This window comes from Runella sp. (assembly GCF_027484545.1).
Lineage (GTDB): Bacteria > Bacteroidota > Bacteroidia > Cytophagales > Spirosomataceae > Runella.
On sequence record NZ_JAIXST010000330.1, the window covers coordinates 1 to 25,027 of the forward strand.

Annotated in this window: 18 protein-coding genes; 3 read left to right on the forward strand and 15 right to left on the reverse strand. The window is 43.7% G+C overall.

Annotated elements, in window-relative coordinates; translation table 11 throughout:
• On the reverse strand, positions 1–422 hold a 422-nt coding region (locus Q0081_RS29560; RefSeq protein ID WP_298362052.1), incomplete at its 3' end, for an ABC transporter transmembrane domain-containing protein.
• An 18-nt stretch (positions 423–440) separates the two neighbouring features.
• Positions 441–1,424, reverse strand: coding sequence for a gliding motility protein (locus tag Q0081_RS29565; RefSeq protein WP_298362055.1), 984 nt, complete (start codon positions 1,422–1,424; stop codon positions 441–443).
• A gap of 169 nt (positions 1,425–1,593) precedes the next feature.
• On the opposite strand from Q0081_RS29565, the gene Q0081_RS29570 reads away from it, so the two are divergent.
• Both Q0081_RS29570 and Q0081_RS29575 read left to right on the forward strand, forming a co-directional pair.
• Positions 1,594–1,806: a hypothetical protein gene (locus Q0081_RS29570; protein WP_298362058.1), complete on the forward strand. Its 213-nt coding sequence runs from the start codon at positions 1,594–1,596 to the stop codon at positions 1,804–1,806.
• Positions 1,796–2,134, forward strand: coding sequence for a type II toxin-antitoxin system RelE/ParE family toxin (locus Q0081_RS29575; RefSeq protein ID WP_298362061.1), 339 nt, complete (start codon positions 1,796–1,798; stop codon positions 2,132–2,134). Before Q0081_RS29570 ends, Q0081_RS29575 begins: the two co-directional genes overlap by 11 nt.
• A gap of 37 nt (positions 2,135–2,171) precedes the next feature.
• Here the strand turns inward: Q0081_RS29575 and Q0081_RS29580 are convergent, their stop codons facing one another.
• The 10 genes from Q0081_RS29580 to Q0081_RS29625 all read right to left on the reverse strand — a co-directional run bounded on the left by Q0081_RS29580 (position 2,172) and on the right by Q0081_RS29625 (position 20,616).
• Entirely contained in the window at positions 2,172–4,340 is a 2,169-nt protein-coding gene (locus tag Q0081_RS29580) for a c-type cytochrome domain-containing protein (RefSeq protein WP_298362063.1), read from the reverse strand.
• Positions 4,341–4,448: 108 nt separating this feature from the next.
• The gene (locus Q0081_RS29585) at positions 4,449–5,903 is read right to left on the reverse strand and encodes a DUF1501 domain-containing protein (protein ID WP_298362066.1); all 1,455 of its coding nucleotides are present in this window, start codon (positions 5,901–5,903) and stop codon (positions 4,449–4,451) included.
• 104 nt (positions 5,904–6,007) lie between these two features.
• Entirely contained in the window at positions 6,008–8,335 is a 2,328-nt protein-coding gene (locus Q0081_RS29590) for a PSD1 and planctomycete cytochrome C domain-containing protein (RefSeq protein WP_298362069.1), read from the reverse strand.
• A 119-nt stretch (positions 8,336–8,454) separates the two neighbouring features.
• The gene (locus Q0081_RS29595; RefSeq protein WP_298362071.1) at positions 8,455–9,882 is read right to left on the reverse strand and encodes a DUF1501 domain-containing protein; all 1,428 of its coding nucleotides are present in this window, start codon (positions 9,880–9,882) and stop codon (positions 8,455–8,457) included.
• 32 nt (positions 9,883–9,914) lie between these two features.
• Entirely contained in the window at positions 9,915–12,293 is a 2,379-nt protein-coding gene (locus tag Q0081_RS29600) for a DUF1549 domain-containing protein (RefSeq protein WP_298362074.1), read from the reverse strand.
• Between the two features lie 151 nt (positions 12,294–12,444).
• Positions 12,445–13,944 carry a RagB/SusD family nutrient uptake outer membrane protein gene (locus Q0081_RS29605; RefSeq protein WP_298362077.1) on the reverse strand — a complete coding sequence of 500 codons (1,500 nt, stop codon included), beginning with the start codon at positions 13,942–13,944 and terminating at the stop codon, positions 12,445–12,447.
• 12 nt (positions 13,945–13,956) lie between these two features.
• Positions 13,957–17,397 carry a TonB-dependent receptor gene (locus tag Q0081_RS29610; protein WP_298362080.1) on the reverse strand — a complete coding sequence of 1,147 codons (3,441 nt, stop codon included), beginning with the start codon at positions 17,395–17,397 and terminating at the stop codon, positions 13,957–13,959.
• 193 nt (positions 17,398–17,590) lie between these two features.
• On the reverse strand, positions 17,591–18,682 hold the full coding sequence (locus tag Q0081_RS29615; RefSeq protein WP_298362083.1) for a FecR family protein: 1,092 nt from the start codon (positions 18,680–18,682) through the stop codon (positions 17,591–17,593).
• 80 nt (positions 18,683–18,762) lie between these two features.
• Entirely contained in the window at positions 18,763–19,371 is a 609-nt protein-coding gene (locus Q0081_RS29620; RefSeq protein WP_298362086.1) for an RNA polymerase sigma factor, read from the reverse strand.
• Positions 19,372–19,590: 219 nt separating this feature from the next.
• Entirely contained in the window at positions 19,591–20,616 is a 1,026-nt protein-coding gene (locus tag Q0081_RS29625) for an LD-carboxypeptidase (protein ID WP_298362089.1), read from the reverse strand.
• Positions 20,617–20,859: 243 nt separating this feature from the next.
• On the opposite strand from Q0081_RS29625, the gene Q0081_RS29630 reads away from it, so the two are divergent.
• Complete coding sequence (locus Q0081_RS29630) at positions 20,860–22,155, forward strand: DUF5103 domain-containing protein (RefSeq protein WP_298362092.1); 1,296 nt, start codon at positions 20,860–20,862, stop codon at positions 22,153–22,155.
• Positions 22,156–22,160: 5 nt separating this feature from the next.
• On the opposite strand, the gene Q0081_RS29635 is transcribed toward Q0081_RS29630, so the two are convergent.
• The 3 genes from Q0081_RS29635 to Q0081_RS29645 all read right to left on the reverse strand — a co-directional run bounded on the left by Q0081_RS29635 (position 22,161) and on the right by Q0081_RS29645 (position 24,864).
• Positions 22,161–23,615, reverse strand: coding sequence for an ATP-binding protein (locus tag Q0081_RS29635; protein ID WP_298362095.1), 1,455 nt, complete (start codon positions 23,613–23,615; stop codon positions 22,161–22,163).
• Positions 23,616–23,809: 194 nt separating this feature from the next.
• Positions 23,810–24,556, reverse strand: coding sequence for a sensor histidine kinase KdpD (locus Q0081_RS29640; protein ID WP_298362097.1), 747 nt, complete (start codon positions 24,554–24,556; stop codon positions 23,810–23,812).
• Between the two features lie 23 nt (positions 24,557–24,579).
• Positions 24,580–24,864 (reverse strand): hypothetical protein, encoded by a 285-nt coding sequence (locus Q0081_RS29645; RefSeq protein WP_298362100.1) that lies wholly within the window; start codon positions 24,862–24,864, stop codon positions 24,580–24,582.
• Positions 24,865–25,027 lie beyond the last annotated feature (163 nt).

The window sequence follows — 25,027 nt, forward strand, 5'->3', positions numbered from 1 at the left end:
CGACTCATCAATTCACCTACCCGACGTTGTTCAAAAAACGAAACCGGCAACGAAATAATCTTGCTGTAGACTGTACGCCGAATATCGGCCATACTTTTCTCACTTACGATGGAGAAAAAATAAATTCGACCAAATGAAAAAAGGGATTGCAGAATCAGAATCCCAATTAAAACCAGCACGACTTGATCGATAGTGTACGACGATTTACCCTCAATGACCCCCACAATCTCACCAATCAGTTTGGGAAAAAGAATGTTGGTGGTCAGGGAAAGAACCAAAAACAGAATTCCCACCAAAAACGTAGTTCTGTAGGGTAAAATAAAACGAAATATCTTTAACGTTTTTTTAACGCTCTCTTTACTGAGTTTGCGTTTTTTGTCTTCAGGCAACACTTCCGTGTCCATGCCTCTTCCTTTAGCCATTTAGTATGTTAGGTTGAATTATTCCTCGTCTTTTTGTCCTTTGTATTTTGATTCTTCCAATATCTGTCTGACATTGGTGGTGGCCATTAATTCTTCCAATTTCGTAGTCGGCTTTTCCTGCAAATAGCGACTCACAATGCGCCATCCTACCCAACGACCAATGGCTCCGGGGCAATATTGGCTGATTTCGACTGTGGCAGGACGCTCTCCGATAAAGCGTTCTTTTTCCGCATCCCAGGTTTGATAAATTAATTTTCGATCTAAAAAATACGCCCAAATATCTTGCTGAGAAGCATATACGTCGTCTAATTGCGTTTGTGAATAACCAATAATAAGACTGTCAGGCGTCTCAGGCGATACGTGTTTCACAAACTCAAACCCTTTGCCGTACCAAATCATGTCAGCCAAAAGCGTTTGATCTTCGGCAGGCACTTTGTTGTATTTCTGTGAGATAAAAAACAAAATCGCTGGTACAATGTAGTCCTGCTGATAGCGGCGAAGTTGATATTCGTGCAATTGAGGGCGGTATTTAGCTTTAGAACCACCGAAATAATCCAATCCAATGACAATCACACTGTCGGAAACGTACAAATCACTCCCCATAAAACCTGTTACTGCGGTGATAATCTGCGGCGTTTTGAAGTCGGGATAAGCGGCTTTGATTTGACCAAAAGCCTGTTGAATCTGCGTTTTCAACGAAGCTAAATCTCCAAATTGAGTTTGTAGTTCTTCATTGAATTTCTGCAAATCAGGGTTATTGATATTGCTATACAACTGATTGGTAATGAGCGTATCGGCTGCTCCCTTAGGAATACCGAAGTAGTCCCTCAAAAATGGATTTTTTTGTACCAGAACTTCCAAATCTGCGGGAGATTTTGCCGCAAAGAGTTCTTTTTCTAATCGTCGAACAGTAACGGGAATTTCTTGAGGTTGGTCTTTGCACCCAATAAAAGCAAAGCAAAACGCGAATAAAACGAAGGCAGAATAAAAGGCTGATTTCATCAGAAAAAGTTAATAACTTATTTTAAACGCAGAAGTAGCCCTAAAAAGTTTGGGGTCCGTTCAGAAATCGTTCATTTCACAAGGATAATAATTGATTTTCAGTGCCTCCAAATTGCGTTGATGTAACTAACTTTGTAATTTTGATTTGTAAAGTAAAATTTTAGAATTTATGTCACAAGCACACGCCCTATACGAGCTATATAAGCATTTGCCCGAAAAGGCAAAAAAGCAATTCAAGCAACTTGTCGAAAAAAACGAGCTGGTAGAAGTACCAATTGAAGCGCTTGAGAAAGGTTTACAGGAGGTAAAACTAATTCAACAAGGCAAATTGCCTCGCCGCACTTTTGCTGACTTAAAGCGGGAAATGGCGAATGAAAAATGAGGTCTTTACTACTCCTTATTTTGACAATCGCTACAAACGGTTAGCAAAAAAATTCGCTTCGCTTGAAAACGACGTAGATTACCTCATAGAAGAACTACTCGAAAACCCTAAAACGGGAGAGTCTTTGGGGGCTGGAATTTATAAAATCAGACTTGCAATAGAAAGCAAAGGAAAAGGAAAAAGCGGTGGTTTTAGGGTAATTTCTTATTTATACGAAGAAACTGACGAGGGATGCACAATTTACCTTATTGCTATCTATGACAAATCCGAAGAAAGCACCATTACCAAAAAGGTTTTGCTCAGTTTGATAAAAAACGCTTTTGAATAGTCGCCGCAAGTTTGCTGATAATATCCTACTACAGGTCTCAGTTCAGAAACATTTCATCCACCAACAATAACGCCGTTTTCCCTTTGCTTCCGTGCCATTCAGGAATTTTCTGCAAAGGCTTTGCCACAATTTTGAGATAAGAGACCGTTTGCGGTTTAAATTTACCTCCAACGGCAGCCAGCAAATGAGTTCGCATTTTCGACGGAATGCTCGGCTTGAATGTCGCAATCAATTTCATTTTGGTTTTGTCGGCACCGCCCCATACTTCAATGGACTCGGGAGGAAATATACCGGTTTCTACCTCTTCCATGATACGCAAACCAACGGATGATAACAAAATCGGTGTTTTAAACTCGGATACTAAAATCAAATCATTGTTCCTCACGCCCGCCCAATTGTTGGCCCAGGCAGGGCTATTGGCGTTGAAAGTACCCAATCTTCCGTCAAAGAATGTATTGGCACCAGCCGCCTGATGCACTCGGTTGAGCGGCAAGGGTAAATTCACACTATCGGGTTTGTAGCTGTTTTTATAAAAATCAAAAGATGCTTCATCACTGCCAAACCAGCCCGTTTTATACGCCTTGGCACGAATCGTGGTGCTTTCTTTCAGAAGTGTTTGGTTATTGAATATCGGCGATTTAACACTGTCAGGTTCCGTACCATCGGTGGTATAACGAATTTGAACACCTTTGACGGGGTGGCTCAGTTGTACCAACAACGGTTGATTAAAAATAGTAGAACTGTTTTTAACCTGCGGCGGATTCAATTTGATGGGATTGCTGCCATCGTCCCTAAATCCGGCAATGAATTGAACGCCCGGATTTCCTTTTTGCAATTGCTGAATTTCCGAAGGCGTCAATTCCGTTTCCCAAACAGAAACCGTTTTTAAACTCTTGAATGCCTTCATTAAGGGTTGTAACTCCTTAAAGTTCACTTTTGTACCCGAAATCGACAGGCTCTTTAATTGCTTCAACGAAGTCAATTCTTTCAGTCCATTTGCTGTAATATCCGTAAAATTCAAATCCAATTTTTGCAGGTTTTCAAATTGGCTTATGTTTCTAAGGTCCGCATCCTTCACGGGCATTTTGGCCAAGTTCAAAAAGACAACCTGTTTTTTCAGCTCACTCAATTCTTCCAGTTTTTTGGCGGCAAACTCATTCTTGTTGTAAAAATTGACTGATAAAGCGGGAGATTCACGGGCCAAAGGTGCAATAGTCCGGTATTCAGTGGTCAATTTTTTCACCGTTTCTTCATCCGCTGCGGCAAAATCAAACGTTTCTTCCGTCGTTTGAACGGGCAAGAATAAGGAAGTGGCGATGAGCCTCAATGAATCGTTAGGCGGCAAATCGGTGACCTTTTTCGTAAAATCCGCATTGCCTTTCACCCACAACGACAGGAGCATAATTTCCTGCGGACTAAGCTGTACTTTCCCCGTAGGAGGCATGTGTTTTTTCTCATCTAAGGGCAAGTGTATCCGTTGCAATAACAAACTGATTTCAGGCTTTCCGGGCACGATTAATTTGCCCGTTTTGCCACCTTTCAGAATGGATTCCCTATCGGTGAGCATCAACTCGCCTTTCAATTTTTCAGAGTTATGGCAACTCACGCATTTTTGCTCCAAAATAGGTTGAATAACATCGTTGAATACGACCGCCTGTTCAAGTGCAACGGGAGCCAGCTTTATGATAGGTGAGGTAATAAAATTTTCACCGTGCGTTAAGACAGAACCATAGTGTCCCGCAACAACCAGAAAAAGGCCAGAAACAACAGCAGCCACTTTGGCCACAGGAGCTTGGTACCAAATTGCATTGCGAAACAAATAGATAAGGGAAACTGTAAAAACAATACCCACACCCGACCATTTGTGCCATTGCAACACCTCGCCAGAATATCCCGGTTCTTTGGACAAAAACAAGCCCATAATAACCGTAAGCTCAGCCGACAGAGTACCCACCAGCAGTAAATTATTCAAAAAATTGCGGTAAAATTCGTTGGTAAAATAGGCAGGTTTGAAGCGAAAAAACTCCATTCCTAAAGCCAAAAATAAGATAACTATCGGAAAATGAAGCAGTAAAGGATGCATTCGCCCAACGGATTGCAGCCAACCAGGAACCACCAATTTGCTTTCAAACAGGAGTAAAAAAACAATAAAGATATTAGAAACGATTACTACCTGCTCGGCAATGTTTTTGGCCTTCCTATTCATTATCAATAAAATAAAAATATTTCTGCAAAGACTATTTTGCCCCTACGGGGCTTAGAGATACGAGCTAATTCCATCTTTTCTACCAATATTACGCTCCTACGGAGCTAATCAACTGATAATATCGCGCACTACTTTCCCGGAAATGTCAGTCAAACGGTACCGGCGACCTAAATGTTTGAAAATCAATTTTTCATGGTTTAGCCCTAACTGATGTAAAACCGTTGCTTGAAAATCATGTACGTGTACCGGATTACGGCTAATGTTATAGCCCAATTCGTCGGTTTCCCCATAGACCATCCCCGGCTTAATACCGCCACCGGCCATCCAAATGCTGAAGCAACGCGGGTGATGATCCCGTCCGTAATTTTCCATCGTCAGTTTGCCTTGGCTGTAACTGGTCCGACCAAATTCTCCACCCCAAATTACCAGCGTCTCGTCCAACAAACCCCGTTGTTTTAAATCCGTCACCAAGGCCGCAGAAGCTTGATCAACGTCTTTGGCTTGACTCGTTATCTCAAACGGAAGATTCCCGTGTTGGTCCCAACCTTGGTGGTACAATTGTACAAAACGAACGCCGTTTTCGGATAATTTTCGTGCCAACAAACAGTTAGCAGCAAACGTACCCGGCACCAAGCAATCAGGGCCGTAGAGTTTCACAATATCGTCCGATTCTTTGGACAAATCCATTACTTCGGGAACGGCCGTTTGCATTCGGTAGGCCATTTCATATTGCTTTACTTTGGCCGTAATTTCGGGATCCCCAAACTCATTGTAAGACAACTGATTGAGTTCCGACAAGTTATCTAACATTTCGCGACGTTCTTTTCGGTCCATTCCTTCGGGGTCACGCAAATAAAGCACGGGGTCTTCTCCTTTGCTAAATTGTACGCCCTGATGGATAGAATCCAAAAAACCGTTGGACCATAATTTGGAATAAACCCCCTGTCCATTACCAATACCGCGAGAAAGTAAAACGGTAAAATCGGGTAAGTTTTTGTTTTCATTTCCTAAACCATAGCTCAGCCAAGCCCCCATACTCGGGCGGTTGCCCTGCTGCGAACCCGTTTGAAAAAAAGTAAGCGCCGGATCGTGGTTGATGGCCTCGGTGTACATAGAACGAATGATACACAAATCATCCGCAATTTTTGACGTATAGGGAAGAAGGTCACTTATCCAGGCACCTGACTGACCGTATTGCTTAAAATTAGTGAAAGAACCGGCCAACGGAAAAGATGCCTGATTGGCCGTCATGCCCGTCAAACGTTGTATACCTCGCACCGAAGGCGGCAATTCCTGCCCCATCATTTCGCACAATTTCGGCTTAAAATCAAAGGTCTCCAATTGCGAAGGAGCACCGTTTTGAAACAGATAAATGACCCGTTTGGCTTTGGGCGCAAAATGGGGAATACCCGGCGTGAAACCGGCTTCGTCCATATCACCTCCGTTGAGCAAATTGGGTATCATCAACGACCCCAAGGCCACGCTTCCCAACCCCAAACTCATGGTGGACAAAAAGCGACGTCGGTTAAAATTCAGGCCGTGTTCTAAAATCTCTTTTTCCATCGGTAATACTAATGGTGAATTGTGAATTAGTGAATGAATACGGGTGTTTCTACTTTCTTACTCCTTGCTATTGCCCTTTCACTCCCGTCTCATCGCTTCTGAATTTACGATTTCGTAATTGCTTCTTCTAAATTATAAATCGTGTTGACCACCCGCATTAAAGCGGTGAGTGTTGTTTTATCCAGCTTTTCGGGAATGGGGTACTCCCCTACCGAAAGCGCCTTTTCTGCAATCGGTTTCGTGATTTTTTTGAGCTCTTTCTCGTAATAAGCCGTCAAAATACCCATTTCCTTTTCGGTAGGTTTTCGGCAAACAATGAGTCTGAATGCTTTGGTAATTTTATCCTTTGAAGGGCTATTCTCTTGCAATAACTTTGCCGCCAACACCCGCGACGCTTCCAATACTGCGGGGTCGTTCATCATGACTAATGCCTGCAAAGGCGTATTGGTTTTTAAACGTTTTACTTCGCACAAATCGCGATTACTGGCGTCAAAAATACTCATGGTAGGTGGCGGAACAGTGCGTTTTATCAACGTGTACATTCCTCTGCGATAGAGACTTGCACCGTGGTCCTGAACGTACATAGAGAGCAACCCACGACCCGAAGTAGCTCCTTCCCACAGCCCAGCAGGTTGGTACGGCTTTACACTCGGACCTCCAATTTTTCTCACCAATAAACCACTGCTCGACAGTACCACATCTCTTACGAATTCGGCATTGATGCGGTAACGAGGTGCCCGTGCCAATAAAATATTGTCGGGGTCAGAAGCCAATTTTTCGGGTGTTACTACCGCCGATTGGCGATACGTAGCCGAAGTCACCATTTGTTTTACCAGTCGTTTGATATTCCAACCGTGCTCTATAAAATCCACCGCCAACCAGTCCAATAACTGCGGATGCGAAGGCAATTCTCCCTGCATCCCAAAATCGCCTGACGTTTTTACAATTCCTTTTCCGAAAAACTCCTGCCACATCTGGTTGACAAAAACCCGCGCTGTTAGTGGATTTTGTTTATCAAACAGCCATTTGGTCAAACCAAGCCTGTTTTTGGGATAATTTTTACTAAAAGGCAAGATAAAATTGGGCGCATTGGGTTCCACTTCATCGCCAGGAGCATCATAAGCTCCGCGTCGCAGAATGTGCGTTTTACGCGCCGTATCCAAGTCACTCATCACCGACACAATCAAGCGATTAGTGTCGGGTTTGTTAATAAATGTCAGAATGTTTTTTACGTCCTCGTTGCTGATTTCCATCAAAGGTTTCTTAGCATACGTTTCCGGCCCGCCAATGACGGACTCAATGCCTACTTCTTTTACGTTGTTAAAAAACGCGAAGAGCTGGTAGTATTCTTTCTGCGAGAAGGGATCGTATTTGTGGTCGTGACAGTGGGCACATTCCAACGTAACCCCCAAAAATGCCTTTCCAAACAAATCATTTCGATCCGTAACGTAGCTGATGCGGTACTCTTCGGGAATCACACCGCCTTCTTCCGTAATTTTATGATTTCTGTTAAAACCCGTTGCTAAAAGTTGTTCTTTGTATAATGGAGTATCTTGATTGGGAAGCAAATCTCCCGCCAATTGCCAAGTGGCAAATTGGTCGTAAGGCATATTTTTGTTTAATGCATGAATTACCCAATCTCGCCAAGGCCACTGCGTGCGGTAGCCATCATCCTGATAACCGTGCGAATCGGCGTAACGGGCCAAATCCAACCAATAAACCGCCATTTTTTCACCATAAGCTGGATTTTGGAGCAATTCATCCACTACTTTTTCGTAGGCATTGGGGCTTTTATCGGCCAGAAAGCTGTCCATCATCTTTAAGGTTGGCGGAAGCCCTACCAAATCAAGACTGGCACGTTTCAGAAGCCGCTCTTTATCAGCTTCTTCGTTAGGACTGAATCCTTTTTGTTCCTGTTTGCTCAGAATGAAATAATCAATCTCATTTTTGGGCCATTCTTTGTCTTTTATCTCAGGAAGGGCTGATTTTTTAGGCGCGACAAACGCCCAGTGTTTTTCGTATTTAGCCCCTTGTTTAATCCACTTTTCAATGAGGTCAATCTCGTGAGACGAAAGCTTGAGATTGGAGGAAATCGGCGGCATCAATTTACTGGTGTCTTTGGTCGTAATGCGCAAATACACTTCCGATTGTTGGGGTTTTCCCGCCACCAACGCATGGGCTCCCGGATGCTCTTTCAGGGCTTGAAAGGCACTTACAGGATCGTCGAGGCGCAAACCTGCCTGCCTTTTATTGGCATCCGGACCATGACAGGCCGAACATTTATCCGAAAGTATCGGACGTATGTCAAAATTATAACTGACAACGTCGGGTATTTGCTCCTGCATGGCCTGTGTCGTTGAATTTCCGCAGGATTGCAAAAAAACGACACTTACTGCCAAAATCCCCAACAAATAATAGGCTTCTTTCTTCATCAAAAAATAGGATGTTACGTACCTAAGGTACGTTTTTGATAGATGAATTTTTGATTTACTACCAATATTTTGCACCTACGGCGCACAAGGAAATCAGAGAGATAGCCTCCTACCTAATCCTATGCTAACAAATCCATTACTGCTTTTCCCTTACCGTCGGGTGTTGTATAAAAGGGGCGTTTTTCTATTTCATACTGCGTGTCGGGCGCAATACCTAAGGCGTGGTAGATCGTTTGGTGAATCCCGTCAATTTTAACGGGATTTTCGATGGTTTTGCAAGGTCGCTCATCAGCAGTTTTACCATAGACAAAGCCCTTCTTAATTCCACCCCCAAACATCAGCGCCGAACAGCCATCTGTAAAGTGGCGGTGCATCCCATAAAACTTCATATCTGTCAGTATATCAGGCTGTTTCACTTGTTCTAACACTTTCAGTTCGGGCCGCCCTTCAACCATCATGTCCCGGCTAAATTCGCTGGCTAAAATAATGAGTGTGCGGTCCAAACGCCCTGTTTTATCTAAGTCTTTGATTAATTGTGCAACAGGGCCGTCAATCATTTTTTTCATTCCTTCCAGTCGTGTGTGGCCATTTTCGTGGGTGTCCCAGCCAAAGAAGGGTTCATATTCGGTAGTTACGCTGATAAAACGGGCACCTTGTTCGGTCAATCGGCGAGCTAAAAGGCATCCTAAACCAAAACGTCCAGTATTGTAAATATCATAACTTTCCTTGGGTTCCGTGCTGAGGTTAAAAGCTGCAGCTTCGGGCGAATTGAGTAGCATGTATGCTTGTTCCATAGAGCGTTTGAGCGATTCTTTTTGATAATCGCTGCCAAATTCCCCCATGGGACTATTGCTAATCAAGTCTTTATAGAGTTGATTTCGGCGCTCAAACCGCCTGGCATCCATGCCAACAGGTGGGCGAACGCTTTCTAAGCCTTGGCTTGGATCAGGAATAAAGAAAGGACCGAATTCATTTCCTAAAAAACCTGCGGTATGAAATGCTTTTAGCTCTTCGGCTTCACCTACGGTAAAACGCTGGCCGATGTCTATGAAAGCGGGAATAACGGGGTTTTTAGGCCCTAATTCCTTCGCAATCCAAGAACCAAGGTGCGGAGCGGCGACCGTTTGGGGTGGCTCATAGCAGGTGTGCCAATGATACTGATGGCGCGAGTGCAAAATATGACCCATATCAGCCGCTACGTACGACCGAATGAGGGTGCCTTTGTCCATCACTTTCCCGATGGATTGCAGCCCTTCGGAGAAATTGATACCGTCTAAAACCGTGGGAATGGGTTTGAAAGTACTTAGGACTCGGTTGCCTTCCATGCCTTTTTCGTAGGGTGTATATCGCTTGGGATCAAAGGTTTCAGTATGAGCCATGCCACCTCCCATCCACAACAGTATGACGGTATCCGCACTGCTTTTTATTTTTTCGCTTTTCTTTTTATCGAAGGCAAAGCTACGCATGGGGTCGGCTGCCGCAAACGCTGCCATGGTAGCAGCAGATGTTTTTTGTAAAAACTCTCGTCTATTCCAGTGGGTTTTCATTGCTTTTAAGGTTTTATAAAACCTACTATTTCTTAATAAATCAATTGAAATTCTGGGTGTAGTGTCATTGCCCAAACCAAATCTTCGATATCTTCAATCGATGGGCTTTGTCCCATTATCCGCTGGGCTACTAACATCTCTTTTGGCATAGGTTCTCGGCCCAATGATTTCTTATATAACTCTTTGACCAACAAGTCGCCCGATGGATACTTGTCTTTCCAAATTTTCGCTCCTTTTTTGAGTGCTTCGTTGAACTTTATTCCATTGGTAAGTTCCAGTGCCTGTAAAAGGTTGGCTTGTGAATTGCGACTCGTACTGACGGTTTCTCGCGTTGGCCTCCCCAAGGCGGTTAGAAATGGGTCATTTTTAACCAAAGATGCCCGTGCAAAAGGCATTTCTTTAAAAATACCGTCAGGCAACAACTTAAATACAATGGCAGAATCTTTGTAAACAGGGTTAATGGCCATGCTAACGGCGTCGGCAAACTGCTCGGCGGTCATGCGGCGGCGTATCATGCCTTTAAAAGTATAATTCGGAGCCGTCACCAAAGCGGCATCTTTGATTCCAATGGAGGGCAATTGGTAAGTTTTTGAAGTTAAAATATTAAACATTAGCCTTTTGAGGTCATAGCCATTTGCTACAAAATCGGCGGCTAGCCAGTCGAGCAAATCCTGGCTCCAAGGTACATTGTCCATCATATCAACGGGTTCTACAATACCGCGCCCCATCAATTGTGCCCAAACTCGATTGACCAACGTGCGATAAAGACGGCCATCTTTGGGCTGAATCAGAAAGTCAGCCAATTCACGTAAACGATCTTCGGTGATGGGTGTCTCTTTGATTTCGCCTAATTCTTTAAACAACATACGACTTTTAACCATTTTGCCCGTTGGTTTATCGCAGCGGTGAATTTCTAAGGTCGAGTCGGCAAAAATATTGGCAAAGGCATAGGCGTCTTCTAATTTCCAATTACTGATGAAGCTATCGTGACATGAGGCACATTTGAGATTTAAGCCCAAAAATACCTGCGCTACATTTTGAGCGGCTTGCATCTCATTGCGCTGACTGGCATTTATTGTTCCGCGCCACTTGATTCCTTTGATAAAACCTGCCGATTCTTTTTTTGGACTGATCAGTTCTTTCACAAATTGATTGTAGGGCTTATTACTTTTAAGTGACGCATAAAGCCACTTGGTAATATCAAAACGGCCTCCAGTTATGTAACCCGTACCGGTATAATCATTGCGTAAGGCATCGTTCCAAAACGTGAGCCAATGTTGGGCATAATCTTCGTTGTGATTCAATAACTCTTTGACCAATATTTCTCGTTTATCAGCGCGTGTATCGGCTACAAAAATTTCGACATTTTCGGGAGATGGCAGTAAACCTATCACGTCCAAATACACCCGACGAATGTAGGTATGGTCATCCACTGCTTTTTTCCAAGTGATGTTCTTTTTCTTGAAATAACCGTTCACTAAGCGGTCGATGGGCTGAGAAAGTTCTGCTGGGGCTTTGGGAAGTTCGGGAAGGCGTGGTGCTAAGGCTGCCGTCTGATACACGGGCTTTTCGGTTCCTGTTGGCCAAGGGGCACCTTGTTTTATCCAATACTCTAAGATTGCTATCTCCTCTTTACTGAGCATTTTGCCCTTGGTAGGCATAGCATCGTCATGGCCTGCTGGTAGTTTGATTCGGCGAATGAGTTCACTTTTTTCGGGACGCCCTAAAACAATGACCGGGCCACCTTCGCCACCTTTAAAAATCAATTCTTTGGTATCTAAGCGTAGCCCTCCTTTACTTTTGGTGGCGCTATGGCATTTATAGCAATTATGCGCCATAATGGTGCGAACATCTATGTTCAGATCAGCTATTTGCTTCGATACCAGCGGTTTATTGGTTGTAGGTAATACAAATCTTGGCTTTTTTGCTTGGGCATCTGTGATTGCATCACCACTGCTGTTCTTTTTTCTGTTGGGAGAAAACATGCTGGTAAGGTAATCGTTCCCGTGGGTCAATAAGGCACCATAATGACCCGTTATCGTAACGCCAGCGACAGTCAGAAAGAGGAGACTCCTGTAAAGTGGAATACGTCCAGAACGAAGCGAAAATAGGGTTGCACCTGCCAAAACCATGGTCGCAATACCCGACCACTGGTGATTGGTCACTGTATCACCGCTGTATTCGTCTTGATTGGCTAATAATAGACCCAATCCAACTGCAATGACAGAGCTAACGGTTCCTATCCAAACCATGGCCTTGATACCAGCCTGCAGCTCGGTAGATTTACGTTGCCAACCAACTATTTCTAATAATAAAGCAACACAAAGTAAGCCTATTGGAAAGTGGACAATTAATGGGTGTAATCGGCCCAGGAACTGCCAAAGCCAAAATATTTCAGTTGTTTCCTGCACGGTTAAAAAGTAAAGTGGTTTAATTGGTTGAAAAAGTACCTATCGCATTGATTGGAGAGTCTCCAATCAATGCGATAGGTACCTGTTTTTGTACTACTTGTAAAAGAGCATAAGTGAACTAAACTAATCAATTCTTTTTAATATCATTGATTTAGTAGCCCGGGTTTTGAGTAAGCTTACTGTTTATCAAAATTTGCGGAGCGGGAATGGGAAGAAAATATTCAAAGTCGCTATACACGTAGTCAAGTGCATTGAAGGCAATTCCTCCTCTGGCAACGGTTGGGTTCGTTTTTTCTTTGGCCGCGTACGTATTCATAAATGTCGCTAATTGAGCAGGCGTATTCGTGCGCTGCAAATCAAACCAACGGTGGTTTTCAAAGGCCAATTCTACGCGTCTTTCTTTCAACACCGCTGTTCTGAACGTTTCTTTGGTCAAGCCGGTCAAATCGGCAAGACCTGCCCGCTTACGTACCTGATTGAGGTAACCCAGTGATTCTGCATCAGGGCCCGTCGCTTCATTAATTGACTCCGCCAACATCAACAACACATCCGAATAACGAAGCACTGGCCAGTTATTATCTGTTCGTCCCGTTATCGTGTGAGGATAACGGTATTTATTGACAAAGGGAATAGGAACAACGACGTTGTTTAACGTATAGCTGGTTTGTAACGAAATATCTTTCCGCAAATCACCTGCTTCGTAGGCTGCGATCATGTCGTTGGTAGGAATATTCCGACCGCTGGGAGTGGTGTTGGCAAAACCGGTAACGGCTCCCTGTGATAAACGCGGGGCAAACACATAAACAAAGTTGCTTTGTTCACCCAAATCGTTTCCTCCCTGGTACTGCACTTCAAAAACCGACTCCACGCCATTTTTCTTGGCTGGGTCGAAGTTGTCTTTGTAATTGGCGTACAAAGAGTAACCCAAAGGCAGTACCTGCTTGAGCGTCGAAACCGCTTCCGGGTATCTTTTCAAGGTCAAATACACTTTACCCAATAAACTCAAAGCAGCCCCTTTGGTCACCCGTCCTTTTCCAGCTGCGGGATAAGTTACGGGAAGTAAAGTAGAGGCATCTTTCAGGTCGGCTTCAATTTGCTTGTACACCTCTGCTTGCGGAGATTTTACTAAATCAAAAGCTTCATTGGGGTTGTTGAGTGTTTTCGTAGCCAAAATCACGTCCCCAAAGTAGCGCACCAAATTGAAATAATGGAAGGCCCGAATAAATTTCAACTGTCCTTCAATGGCACTTTTGGCGGTGGCATCAATCGTACTCGCAGCCAGTTTTTCTAAGGCATAATTGATGTTGTACATGGCAGCGTAGTGGTTGTTCCACAAAGCGGCAATTTCACCGTTCCCTGGATTGACCGTCGAAAACTCGAATGCTTCCCAGCCCGCCGCGCCGCCGCGATCAAGGGGATTAAAATCAAGCGTAGTATTGTCCGACATAAATTCCTGTCCCAAATAAGCCGTATTCGTAATGGCCTGTAACTGACCATATACGCCATTGAGCGCTTGCTCAAACTGGGTCTGGTTTTGGTAAAACAAGTTGCTGTTTATTCGGGTCGGATCGGTCGTTGTCAAAAAATCATCTTTGCAGGAAAATTGAGCGAAGCAAAGAGCTGTAATTAGAAATGTGGTTATTTTTTTCATCTCTGAGATTAATTAGAAGTTAAACTTAGCACCAACCGCCAACGTTCTTGGAACAGGATACGACTCATCATCATTATTCAACTCTGTTCCGCCCCTCACCCCTGCATCCGGGTTATTGCCTGGGTATTTCGTAAACAGCCACAAATTGTTGGCAGACACGAAAATTCGGGCATCGCTCAAGATTGACTTAAATTTAGGAAGGGTATAACCCAGCGTAATGCTTTTGAGCCATATATAACTTCCATCATACACGTAGCGCTCGCTACTTTCGCGCGACCATTTGAAGTAGTTGGTACCTCCCTGTGAATTTTTCGCATTAGGATTGGAACCGGGGTTGGATGGTGATCTCCAACGGTCTTTGGCTTTGTCCAACACGTTGAATACTCCGTCCATGTTCATTGTAGAGGCTTCAATATTTCGGTAAATGTCAAAATTCTGAGCTCCTATGAATAAGACGTTTATATCAAAGTTGCGATAATCAGCCGCCGTAGTCCAAGCCCAGTTAAAGGCAGGGTTAGGATTGCCGATCTCCACCATGTCCTGCGTATCGTACGACACTACCCCGTCGCCGTTGGCATCTACAAACTTCATACCACCGGGAATTACACCGTCCTGCTTAGCCCAAGCATCAATCTCTGCCTGCGTGTTGAAAATCCCTACCTTTTGATAGCCATAAATCATCCCAATCGGACGGCCTACTTTCATCACATTGTATCCTCCGTAAAAACCACCGTAGTACAGCATGTCATTGGCTCCTTTGATGGCCAATATTTTACTGCGGTTCATGGTAAAATTCGCGTTGGTACGGAAATTAACCTTGCCGATGTTGGTTCTAAAATCTGCACTTATTTCAATTCCTCGGTTTTGAACCTGCCCGATATTATCCAAACTTGTCGTAAATCCTGACACTGCCGGTATGGAAATCGGCAACAACATATCGTTGGTGAGTTTGTTGTAATATTCAAACGTAAACGAGAGTTTGTTGTTGAAAGTAGATACATCTAATCCTATGTCTAACTGGTTTGATTTCTCCCATTTCAGCTCTGAGTTGGAAAATGAGCTTATTACTTTTCCTGGAGCAAACGCATTGCCCAGTATGTAGTTGTTAGCACCCATAAAGGCCAAACTTGGATAATTACCGATGTTGTTGTTACCCGTTACGCCCCAGCTTGCCCTTAATTTCACATCAGATAACCACGAAAATTTCGGCATAAACGATTCTTCGGTCAATCTCCAGCCCACTGAAGCTGCGGGAAAATCACCGTATTTGTTTTGTGCACCAAAACGTGAACTTCCTTCCCGGCGGAAAGACGCCGATAAGAGGTATTTATCTTTAAATGAATAGTTTACCCGAGCAAAATAGGCTAACAAAGTCCAGCCGTTTTCGTACGAATTGGAAGATCTGATGGATGCAGCACCTAAATAAGGCACTAAGTCATCCGGAAAGGTATTGCCCGAACCGTCAATTCCGTAAAGCGTTTCTTTTTGTGAAGTAAAACCAAGCAAGGCATCCAAGGTATGATTGGCCCCTATTTTTGGCGTATAAGTAAGCAGTTGGTCAAAAGAATAATTGCGCAACTGCTCATTGATGTCCCTTGCGGTAGCGATTCGTGGCGGCGCACCCGACGTACCCGAGGCTACCGGATTTCCGATGGTAGAAGGCACATACTCTTTGAAGGTATTAAAATTGATCTTCGCATTGACCGAAGATCTGAATTTCAGATTTTTCAAAATAGAAAGTTCCGCAAATCCATTGGCCAGCACATCCCCGATATTTCTTCTCCGAATCACATTGTTCAACACAAATACGGGATTAGGAAAGCCAAAAGCCCCATCTACTCCGCCGATATACGGTCTCATGGTTCCGTCTGTGTTATAGACCGGCTCGCGAGGGTCCATCAATAGAGCACCGCCCACCAAGTTACTGCGGCCGTCGGTATTGGCCAGGTTTTGCTTCGTATACGTTCCGTTAATGTTCAACCCCACGTTCAAAAATTTAGTAACTTCTCCACCCAAGTTGCTGCGAATAGAAACGCGGTCGTAGTTTGTCTTGATGATTGAACCTTCTTCTTTATAATAACCCACGGAAAGGAGTGATTTAATAGGACCTCTTCCCGAAGAAATTGTTAGGTTTACATCGGTATAAGGCGCATTATTTTTCATAATTTCAGCAAACCAATCGGTAGAATATTTGGTTTGTTCCGGGTAACGGTATCCAATGGGCACTTCTTCCAACGTAGGTTCTCTTTTCTGGAAATAGCGAATACCATCTTCAAAAATTTCTTTTTTAAACTGCGCAAACTCTACGCCGTTCAACATTTTTACCCGTCGGGTATTCGGGATATTCTGAATTCCCCGGTCAATGGATAAATTGACGTTTACTTTTCCTTCTTTGGCGCTTTTTGTCGTAATCAACACCACCCCGTTAGAACCCCTCGCTCCGTAAATGGCGGTAGAAGCAGCATCTTTCAAGATGGAAACACTCTCAATATCATTCGGGTTTAGGTTTGCCCCCACGGATGTCCCGACGGCAAAACCATCAATTACGTACAAAGGATCACTCCCCGCGCCCAAGGAACCAATTCCCCGAACCCGTACCTCAAAGGCACCACCGGGAACCCCGCTTTTTGTTTTTACCACAACACCGGCCGCTCTACCCTGCAACATCTGATTCATGTTGTTGGCAGGTTGCTCACCGATATCCTTCATATTAATAACCGAAACCGCCGAAGTAATGTCCTGCTTCCGCTGAGAACCATACCCCACCACTACGATTTCTCCCAGTGCTTTTACATCCACTTTTAAGGTGATGTTGACCATCGTACGGTTTCCAACAATCACTTCCTGCGGCTCAAAACCGACAAAACTAAAAACTAACACGGCTTTATTATCTGCCACCCCAAGCACAAATTTTCCGTTTTGGTCGGTAGTCGTTCCTTTTTGTGTACCTTTTACAAAAACACTTACACCCGGCAGCCCTGCTCCTTTGTCATCTAAGACGGTTCCTGTGACCTGTAAGTCGGCGAGGGCTTCGAAGTTTGGGGCGGGTGCTTCCAACTCTTCTTCCACTACGCTACCGGTAGGAGAAGACGCTAAGCGAGACAAAATTATCTGATTTCCAATGGCTTTATACTTAATTTTCAATGGATTAAGTATTTTATCCAATACCTGCGACAACGATTCGTTGGTGGCATTCAGCGAAATTTTTTGGGAGGCCGCAATTAATTTGGGGCGGTACGTAAATTTAACATCTGCCTGTTTTTCGATAGAAGTCAAGATACTCATAAGACCTTGATTCTCTATCTGAATGCTGATTTTACGGTTCAACAATTCTTGAGCGGTGACATCACGTGCCAGCGAAACACCCGTAAAAATCATCGCAATGCAGCATTGTATGAGCGAGAGTTTCATGAAGCGAATCAGTCTTGTTTGGTTTTGTAATCTTTTTTTCATTTGTTTACTAAGGTTTTTGTGAGTGAATATGCAAAAACAAACCTTCGCATCTGCTGGAATCGGATGTAGTTCGGCAGAACAAAGAAGGGAATCTTGAAGCCGATAACGCTGGAATCGTTGTCGGCTTTTTTTATTCAATTAGATAACTTTTGTATTCATTCGTTCAGGGTTTATGTGAAATGGTTTATGTGAATCAATTACAACCTTTACTGCTAATAATCACCTGAGCATCAACGACTTTATAGGTCGACTCAAGTCCTTCGCAGATAATATCCAATTTTTCAAAAAGTGTTTCGTTCGTCAGTGACGTAGTAAGAAAACAGTTCGTCATTACTTCTTCATCAAACACGATGTCCACTCCGTAAGCCTTCTCAAGCGCCGCAAAAATTTGGGATATGGGCGCATTAGTAAAGGAAAATTGCTCCAATTCCCGACTTGACAATAGCAGCGTAGGCCTCTCTACCAACGTGCGGGAAAGATGTTCGTCTTCTTTGCCAAAAATCGCTTTTTGGTTGGAGGTCAGCACTAATCCTTTCGTTTCGGGGTCTTGATTTTTCGTGACCTGATGGGCAAAAACAGATACTCTTCCCGTTTTTACCATGACAGTTACTTGTTTATCTTTTTCATACGCTTTTACTTCAAAACTTGTACCCAACACCTTAATGGTCAAGCCATTTGCATACACCAAAAAGGGTTTTCCAGGGTTTTTCCTGACATCAAAAAAAGCCTCTCCCGAAAGATAAACTTCCCGGATTAGTCCCGCAAACGATTCATTATAACTCAAGCGGCTGTTTGGTTTAAGAATCGCTTTACTACCGTCAGGCATAGATACGGTAAGATTTGTTGAAGTTGTATTAACCAACTCTTTAAGCGTAGATTGGGTTTCCGAAACTAACCGCGAATACTCACTCTTTGGAGACGAACCCGCTTTTATATTCCACCAATAATAGCTAAAACCCATTGCTAAAAGTAGAGAAGCCGCCGCAATCCAAGCACGCCAATCCAATTGAACGCTACTAAATATACGTTTGTTTTGAGCGTTCAAATCTCCTTCAATGTCAGTCCAAATAATCGGAATTTCACCGTTTGGGGCGTTTTGTCTGGAAACCAAAGCCAATTGCTGCACCGCGTAGCGAGCCTTACGAACAGTCGCAGCCTGAGCAGGTTCATTTTCCATGAAAGCCTGCCAAAATGCTTCAGACTCTTCCGTTGGGTATTTGACCCACTGAATAAAGTCTTCGTCGATGATGAAATCCTCGAGTTGATAGTTTCTGTATGCTTTCATTCTAACTTTATCTCAAACTAACTTCTAAATCGGGAGTTGATGCTTTTGTACTCATTTTTCTTGAAATATTTTAATTTATTTTAAAAGCCCCCCAAAAAAGACAAGAGAAGCCATCCAAGAAGAATAAAATGCTGGCGAAGTTCGGTGATAGCTCGGTGCAAAAGATTCCTCACCGATTGATTGTTGATGTCCATCATTACAGTTATTTCATCAAAACTAAAGTCATGATAGTAACGGAGTTGAATGATTTCCTGCTGACGCTTGGGAAGTTGCTGAATCGCGTGTTTGAGACGAAGGTGTTGCTCGGTCAAATGCTCATCGGCAATCAAATCATCTTCAAAAGACAATTCTCCAATGATATTTTCAAACAAATCGGCGGAATCAATGGCCGTATGGTTATTTTTTTCACTATTGCGCACAATCCAGTTGCGGAGAGAACGGTACAGATAAAACCGAATCGAATCCGTGTCCATTAAATTTTCTCGACTGCGCCAAAGGTGCAGAAAAAGATCCTGAACACTGTCTTTAATGAGTTGACGATCTGAAGTGACCCGATACCCATAACTTAATAAATCCTGAATGTGCTGGTTGTAGATTTGAGCAAATGCCTCTCTACTACCCGATTTGAAGGCTTGCCACAGTTCCAGGTCGGTTTCGTAAGCCAAAATAGTTTCTGATTTGGTGATCATCTTTTGTTTTGGCGCTCGTCATGCAAGTGGCCTTAAACTGATTTTACCAATAAATTGGGCATCATGTACCTGTTAGATTTTGTTAATTAGTAATAATGGTGTGGCTATCAGTAATCTAACTATGTAAACTGCAAGAGTTCAACCAAATTTAAAAGGAAAGGTAAATGCCTTTATCCTGCACTTACCTGTTCCTTGTACCTATGCCGGTTGACTTGAAAGTTAGAGCACAGCACTCTCCAACAAACGAATCGTCCCCGTTTCGGCATTCATCTCCGCTTCAATGCCTACGGGAATGGTGAATTTTTGTTTGATGTGCCCAATCATCGCTCCCGCAAAGGCCGGTTTGTTGGCTGGGCGAACGTGGTCACTCCAAACATCCTCCAGCGTAAGTGAGCCATAACTGCCGTTGCCGGGGTCACATTCAGTGCATTTACCGAAAATAAAACCGTTGACTTCTTCTAAAATTCCGCACAATTTTACCTGCGTAATCATCCGGTCCATGCGGTAAGGCGCTTCGTCTACGTCTTCACAAAAGAATAAGGCCCCTTTCCAATCGGGAACGTAAGGTGAACCGAGCAAATGACTTAATACAGTTAAATTGCCCCCCAACAAACGTCCGCGAGCCGTTCCCGTAGTAATGGAATCAATTCGGTCGGCTATCTGCGTGAGATTATCTCCTATTACTTTGGGATTTTCGCACAAAACCGCTTGTCCCTCCATGAGTACTTTGCGAAGGTAATTGACCGTAAACTCATTCCAAGTCGCCGAGCCCACCGGACCGTGAAAAGTCACCAAGCCCGTTTGACTGTAAATGCCCAACAGCAACGCCGTCACGTCAGAATAGCCCAGAATCACTTTCGGATTTCGGCGAATGGTTTCGTAATCCAACAGGGGTAACAAACGGGCGCATCCCCATCCGCCATGCACGCACACAATGCCCTGAACGGAGGGGTCCGCAAATAGCTCGTTGAGGTCAGCGGCGCGGTCGGCATCCTTTCCTGCCAAATACCCGTAGCGTTCCCACATTCGTTTGCCGTATTTTACCTTGAAACCCAAGGCCAACATGGATTCTTCAACAATTTTTACCTCCTGCCTGTTGTAAGCGGGCGCAGCAGGACAGACCAAAGCCACCGTATCGCCTGCTTTGAGGCGAGGCGGTTTAAGGGTGGGTTTGTTTTTAGAGAAAACGGGTTCAGAAATACCGGCAGTAACGGCAAGGGTTTGGAGGAAATTTCGTCGTTGCATGAAGGATAAGGTTTATAATAATGAGTATTAAGTAACCAGTATTATGTATTGAGATTGCCAAACTACTGAAAAGCAATAAGTTGAACAAAATATTAAGTACCAGACAGACGAGACGCCCTATACTTAATACCCAATACCCGCTACTTACTTAGGCCAATATAAGCGTTGCTATCATAAAATTCAACTCATTTATGTTAGTTTTGCTTACTGTATACTTGTTTTCATTCGTATCGAACTATTCCTATGTCAAAACAAATCCTATTCTTTCTTCTTTCTGTGTGTTTTGTTTCGATGAAACTTCAGGCGCAGAAATTTCCCACGCTTCGATACGAAGATAAAACCTACGAGACTACGATTAAAACCGTAGCCGTGTATCCGTCGCCCAACCAATTGCAAGACCCGGCCCGGACCACCTATCCCCCCGTCATAAGTCTAAGTGCAGAAACCCCGCTTTTTGCGGAATTTGACGACCTTACGGCTCGCTTTCGCACCTTTCGCTACAAAATTTTCCATTGCAATGCCGATTGGACTCCCTCCACGCTGAGCGAAATAGAATTTACGTACGAATACAATGACTACCCCATTAACAATTATCAGGCGTCGTTCAATACGAAAGTTCCTTATTATCACTATACCCTCGAAATTCCCAGACTCAAACTGTCGGGTAATTACCTGTTGGTGGTTTACGAAGATTCTCGCCTGGCCAAGTTGGTATTTACGCGACGTTTTATGATTTATCAGCCACGGGTAAGCATTTTCCCGCAAGTACGCCTCTCGACGGGCATCACCGAGCAACGCGCTTACCAACAAATCGATTTTGACATTGACTACAAAGGCTACGAAATACTCTCGCCACAGGAAGATCTGAAAATAGTGATTCGCCAAAATTTTCGTTGGGACAGACTCATTACTAAATTACGCCCAACGAATGTGCGGATTTTTGACCAAAAATTAGAATACCGTCCTTTTGATTTATCCAACAATATGTTGGCCGGCAATGAATTTCGGTGGTTTGACACGCGCCTGTCGCGCGGGGTGGGAATGAGCGTAGACAATATTGAGCAACTTCCTGACCAGACCGTTGCCCGATTGCGTACCGACGCCTCCCGTGCCGGCGGAGGGGCGACTTTTCAGGCGCAGGATTTCAACGGTCAGTACATCGTTCTGAACCGCGATGCCGCCAACAGCACCAACGAAGCGGATTATATCAACGTGGTTTTTACGCTTCAAAGCCAACAGTATCCCAATGCGCAGGTGTACGTTGGCGGGGCCTTTAATCTGTGGCAAAAAGAAGATGCCAACCGCATGACGTACAATGCCGACCGCAACGCCTACGAAGCCAGCATTTACATCAAACAGGGCGTGGTGAACTACATTTATTACGCCGTACAGGACGACGGAAAAACCAACGAAACGGCCTTTGAGGGGAGTTTTTCTCAAACTTCCAACGACTACGAAATCTTTGTTTACCACCGTCCGCCCGCAGCCCGTGCCGACCAATTGGTAGGGTATCGGTTGGTGGAGTTTGGGAGAAGGTGAGTAGATTACCCCTTTTCAAAAAAATCATCCGTATTTACTTCCGTATGAATCTCTTCCAAATAATAGCCATTTTCGATCGCAGGATACGTAGTGAGTAAAGTACTTACCACCGCTTTTTTGGTTTTTGTGACATATTCAAATATTGCCCTTCTCTTCCTTAATGTAGCAGTGTACTCTTTGTTTAATAAAAATTCTTTTGACGAAAATTTTGCCTCGCACAAATGAATAATACCATCTTTCCTATCAATGACCAAATCTACCTGTGTACCTTCCAATTCCAAATCTCCGCTGTATCTCCAGGAAGACACCTGCGTATAAACCCCCGAAATACCTAACTTTTTATGGATTTGCTCTTGATGTAGCAGACAAATGTTTTCAAAAGCGTAGCCTGCCCAACTTGGGTAATTGGTGTAGGAAGCCAAACTTTCCCACGTATGACTGCGGTTTGTACTATTGCCTTTAATAAACTTCAAATAAAAGATAGTGTACAGGTCAATGATTCTGAAAATTTTATCTTTTGCTTTTTTGCCGAGGGGTATTATTTCTACTACAAAACCGCAATCAATCAAATTCTCAATGGCTCTGCTAAACGTCCCCCCGTCCGGAATACCTGTTTTCTCTACCAATTCTTTTCGGCTGATACCATAGGCAAAACGGACTAAAGTTTCTACTATTTTTATATGGTTTTCAGCATGAGTAAAGAGTGAATGGTAAAGAGGTCTGAATTCGTCAGTAAGTAATCCGCCCGTTTTAAAACAAATTTGATCAATGAGTTGACTAATGCTTTTGCCCTGTTCAAGTTCTTTCAAATAAAAGGGAATGCCGCCCATGACCATGTATAACTGCAACAACTGATAGCGGGTAAATTTCAGATGCCTTGCAGCACAAAACTTTTCGGTTTCGTGAAGTGTAAAAGGTTTTAAATAAACCCTTTTGGTGATTCTGTTATACAACCCACCCTTGGCATTGATTAGGTTTTTCTGAATCCACGAAGCCGCTGAGCCACAGACAATCAGCAACAAATTGTTCATTTTGGAACCGTGTTGATTCCAAAAATAATCCAAAGCCCCTACCAAACCGGACTTGGGAGTATCTAACCATGGTAATTCGTCAATAAAAACCACCCTCTTTTTGGCCTTATCTTTGATCGTGTACAGATAATCTGTTAAGTTGGCAAAGGCTTCCGACCAATTTCTCGGTTTGCTTTGAACTGCCATTGCCCCTGCATAACGTTTGTATTCATTATGGAAATTGTACAATTGAATAGTGGTTTCTTCTTGGTTGGCACCGGAAAATTCCATCACAAAATTTGACTGAAAATACTGCCGAACGGCAAACGTTTTCCCTACCCTGCGTCGCCCATACACCACGAGAAATTCGGCCTGATCTGAATGTAGCAGTTTATCAAAAACCGCCTTTTCTTTCTCTCTTCCAATAATTTGGTTTTGCGCACTGTTCATGTTCTATCTTTGGAAAAATCATTGTTTTTTTACTTCATTTTTCCAAAGATACGTTTATTTTTGGAAAAATTCATCTCGAATTCAGCAATTTTTCTAAAGATAAAACAGCTTTACCACAACGCATTTTTTACCCGAAAGAAGTCAACACCGGCAGGAGTTGAAATAGAAAAACATAATCAATTCAACAGCCCTGTTTATTTTTCAAATCCCACGACAAACGTCGTCCCCTGCTCAGGTTCGCTGCGTACTTCAAGGCTGCCCCCGTTGGCTTCGAGTAATTCTTTCACCAGCCCCAAACCCGTGCCACGCTCGTGGGAAGTGTCCATCCGTGAAGATTCTTTCTCCGGCTCAAACAGCTTGGCAAGTCTCTCTTTTGACATGCCAATGCCCGTGTCTTTGACTTCGATAAACACCCTCTCTCCCGTTTCTTCCTGAATCAAACTGATCTTCCCGCCCGAATGCGTGAATTTGATGGCATTGTGCAGCAGGTTGCGCACCATCACCCCTGAGTGATTTTTATCGATGGTGAGTTGAGTCTCTGATGAAACCTGACCTTCCATTTGAATGCCTTTGGCCTGCGCTGCCGGCACCAACAGCTGCATTTGTTCTTCGATCACGGAGGTAATCGCTATTTTCTCCTGTTGGGGACGCATCCCGCCCAGTTGCGACACGGCCCAATTCAACACATTTTCCAACATATCGTGTACATTACTGAGTTGGATATTAAGGCTTTGAACCGATTCGACAAACTCGACCTGACTCAATGCCCCCCAATTGATAAGCATAAAATAACACCCCAAACTCTTGACTGGGGCCCGCAAATCGTGCCAGAGAATGGCAAACAATTTATCTTTGGTCGTGTTCAGATTGGCAAGGTCGGCTTTTTGGCGTTCGATTCGGCAACGGTTGCGTTGCAGCACCACCACAAAGTCAATCAGCAATACCCCAATAATGGAAACCGCAATCAGTAACAGTTGTTGTTCTTTTTTTGTTCGGCCAACAGCGCTATTTCCGTTTCTTTATTCTCCAAATTCAACTTTGCTTCCAACTGCACCATTTGCAGTTTACTATCTTGGGTTTGGCGTTTGGCTTTGAGCCACTGACGAAGATCGGCCAACGTCATCCCCGACTCGTAGGCTTTTTTATAGTCCTGTTTTGCTACGTACAAGCTCGTTAAACTTTGGTAGAAATAATATAAATGAAGCGTATCTGCTTTTGCTTTTTGATACTCTTTTGTAACCCCTTCCAAGAGCAAACGCTCGGCTACGGTATAGTTTTTTAGCTCCGTTTCTACCTATAATGTACCCCAATTTTAGGACAGAGAAAGTAGGTTTTTATAAGTAAAAACTTGTTATCTATAATTTTAAAATAATACAAAAATGGGAAAGCGCATTAGACGCAATTATGACGAG

Excerpts from the sequence above, each read along its gene's own strand:
- Q0081_RS29565 (WP_298362055.1), bottom strand. The coding sequence starts at position 1,424 with ATGAAATCAGCCTTTTATTCTGCCTTCGTTTTATTCGCGTTTTGCTTT.
- Q0081_RS29570 (WP_298362058.1), top strand. The coding sequence starts at position 1,594 with ATGTCACAAGCACACGCCCTATACGAGCTATATAAGCATTTGCCCGAA.
- Q0081_RS29575 (WP_298362061.1), top strand. The coding sequence starts at position 1,796 with ATGAAAAATGAGGTCTTTACTACTCCTTATTTTGACAATCGCTACAAA.
- Q0081_RS29580 (WP_298362063.1), bottom strand. The coding sequence starts at position 4,340 with ATGAATAGGAAGGCCAAAAACATTGCCGAGCAGGTAGTAATCGTTTCT.
- Q0081_RS29585 (WP_298362066.1), bottom strand. The coding sequence starts at position 5,903 with ATGGAAAAAGAGATTTTAGAACACGGCCTGAATTTTAACCGACGTCGC.
- Q0081_RS29590 (WP_298362069.1), bottom strand. The coding sequence starts at position 8,335 with ATGAAGAAAGAAGCCTATTATTTGTTGGGGATTTTGGCAGTAAGTGTC.
- Q0081_RS29595 (WP_298362071.1), bottom strand. The coding sequence starts at position 9,882 with ATGAAAACCCACTGGAATAGACGAGAGTTTTTACAAAAAACATCTGCT.
- Q0081_RS29605 (WP_298362077.1), bottom strand. The coding sequence starts at position 13,944 with ATGAAAAAAATAACCACATTTCTAATTACAGCTCTTTGCTTCGCTCAA.
- Q0081_RS29610 (WP_298362080.1), bottom strand. The coding sequence starts at position 17,397 with ATGAAAAAAAGATTACAAAACCAAACAAGACTGATTCGCTTCATGAAA.
- Q0081_RS29615 (WP_298362083.1), bottom strand. The coding sequence starts at position 18,682 with ATGAAAGCATACAGAAACTATCAACTCGAGGATTTCATCATCGACGAA.
- Q0081_RS29620 (WP_298362086.1), bottom strand. The coding sequence starts at position 19,371 with ATGATCACCAAATCAGAAACTATTTTGGCTTACGAAACCGACCTGGAA.
- Q0081_RS29625 (WP_298362089.1), bottom strand. The coding sequence starts at position 20,616 with ATGCAACGACGAAATTTCCTCCAAACCCTTGCCGTTACTGCCGGTATT.
- Q0081_RS29630 (WP_298362092.1), top strand. The coding sequence starts at position 20,860 with ATGTCAAAACAAATCCTATTCTTTCTTCTTTCTGTGTGTTTTGTTTCG.
- Q0081_RS29635 (WP_298362095.1), bottom strand. The coding sequence starts at position 23,615 with ATGAACAGTGCGCAAAACCAAATTATTGGAAGAGAGAAAGAAAAGGCG.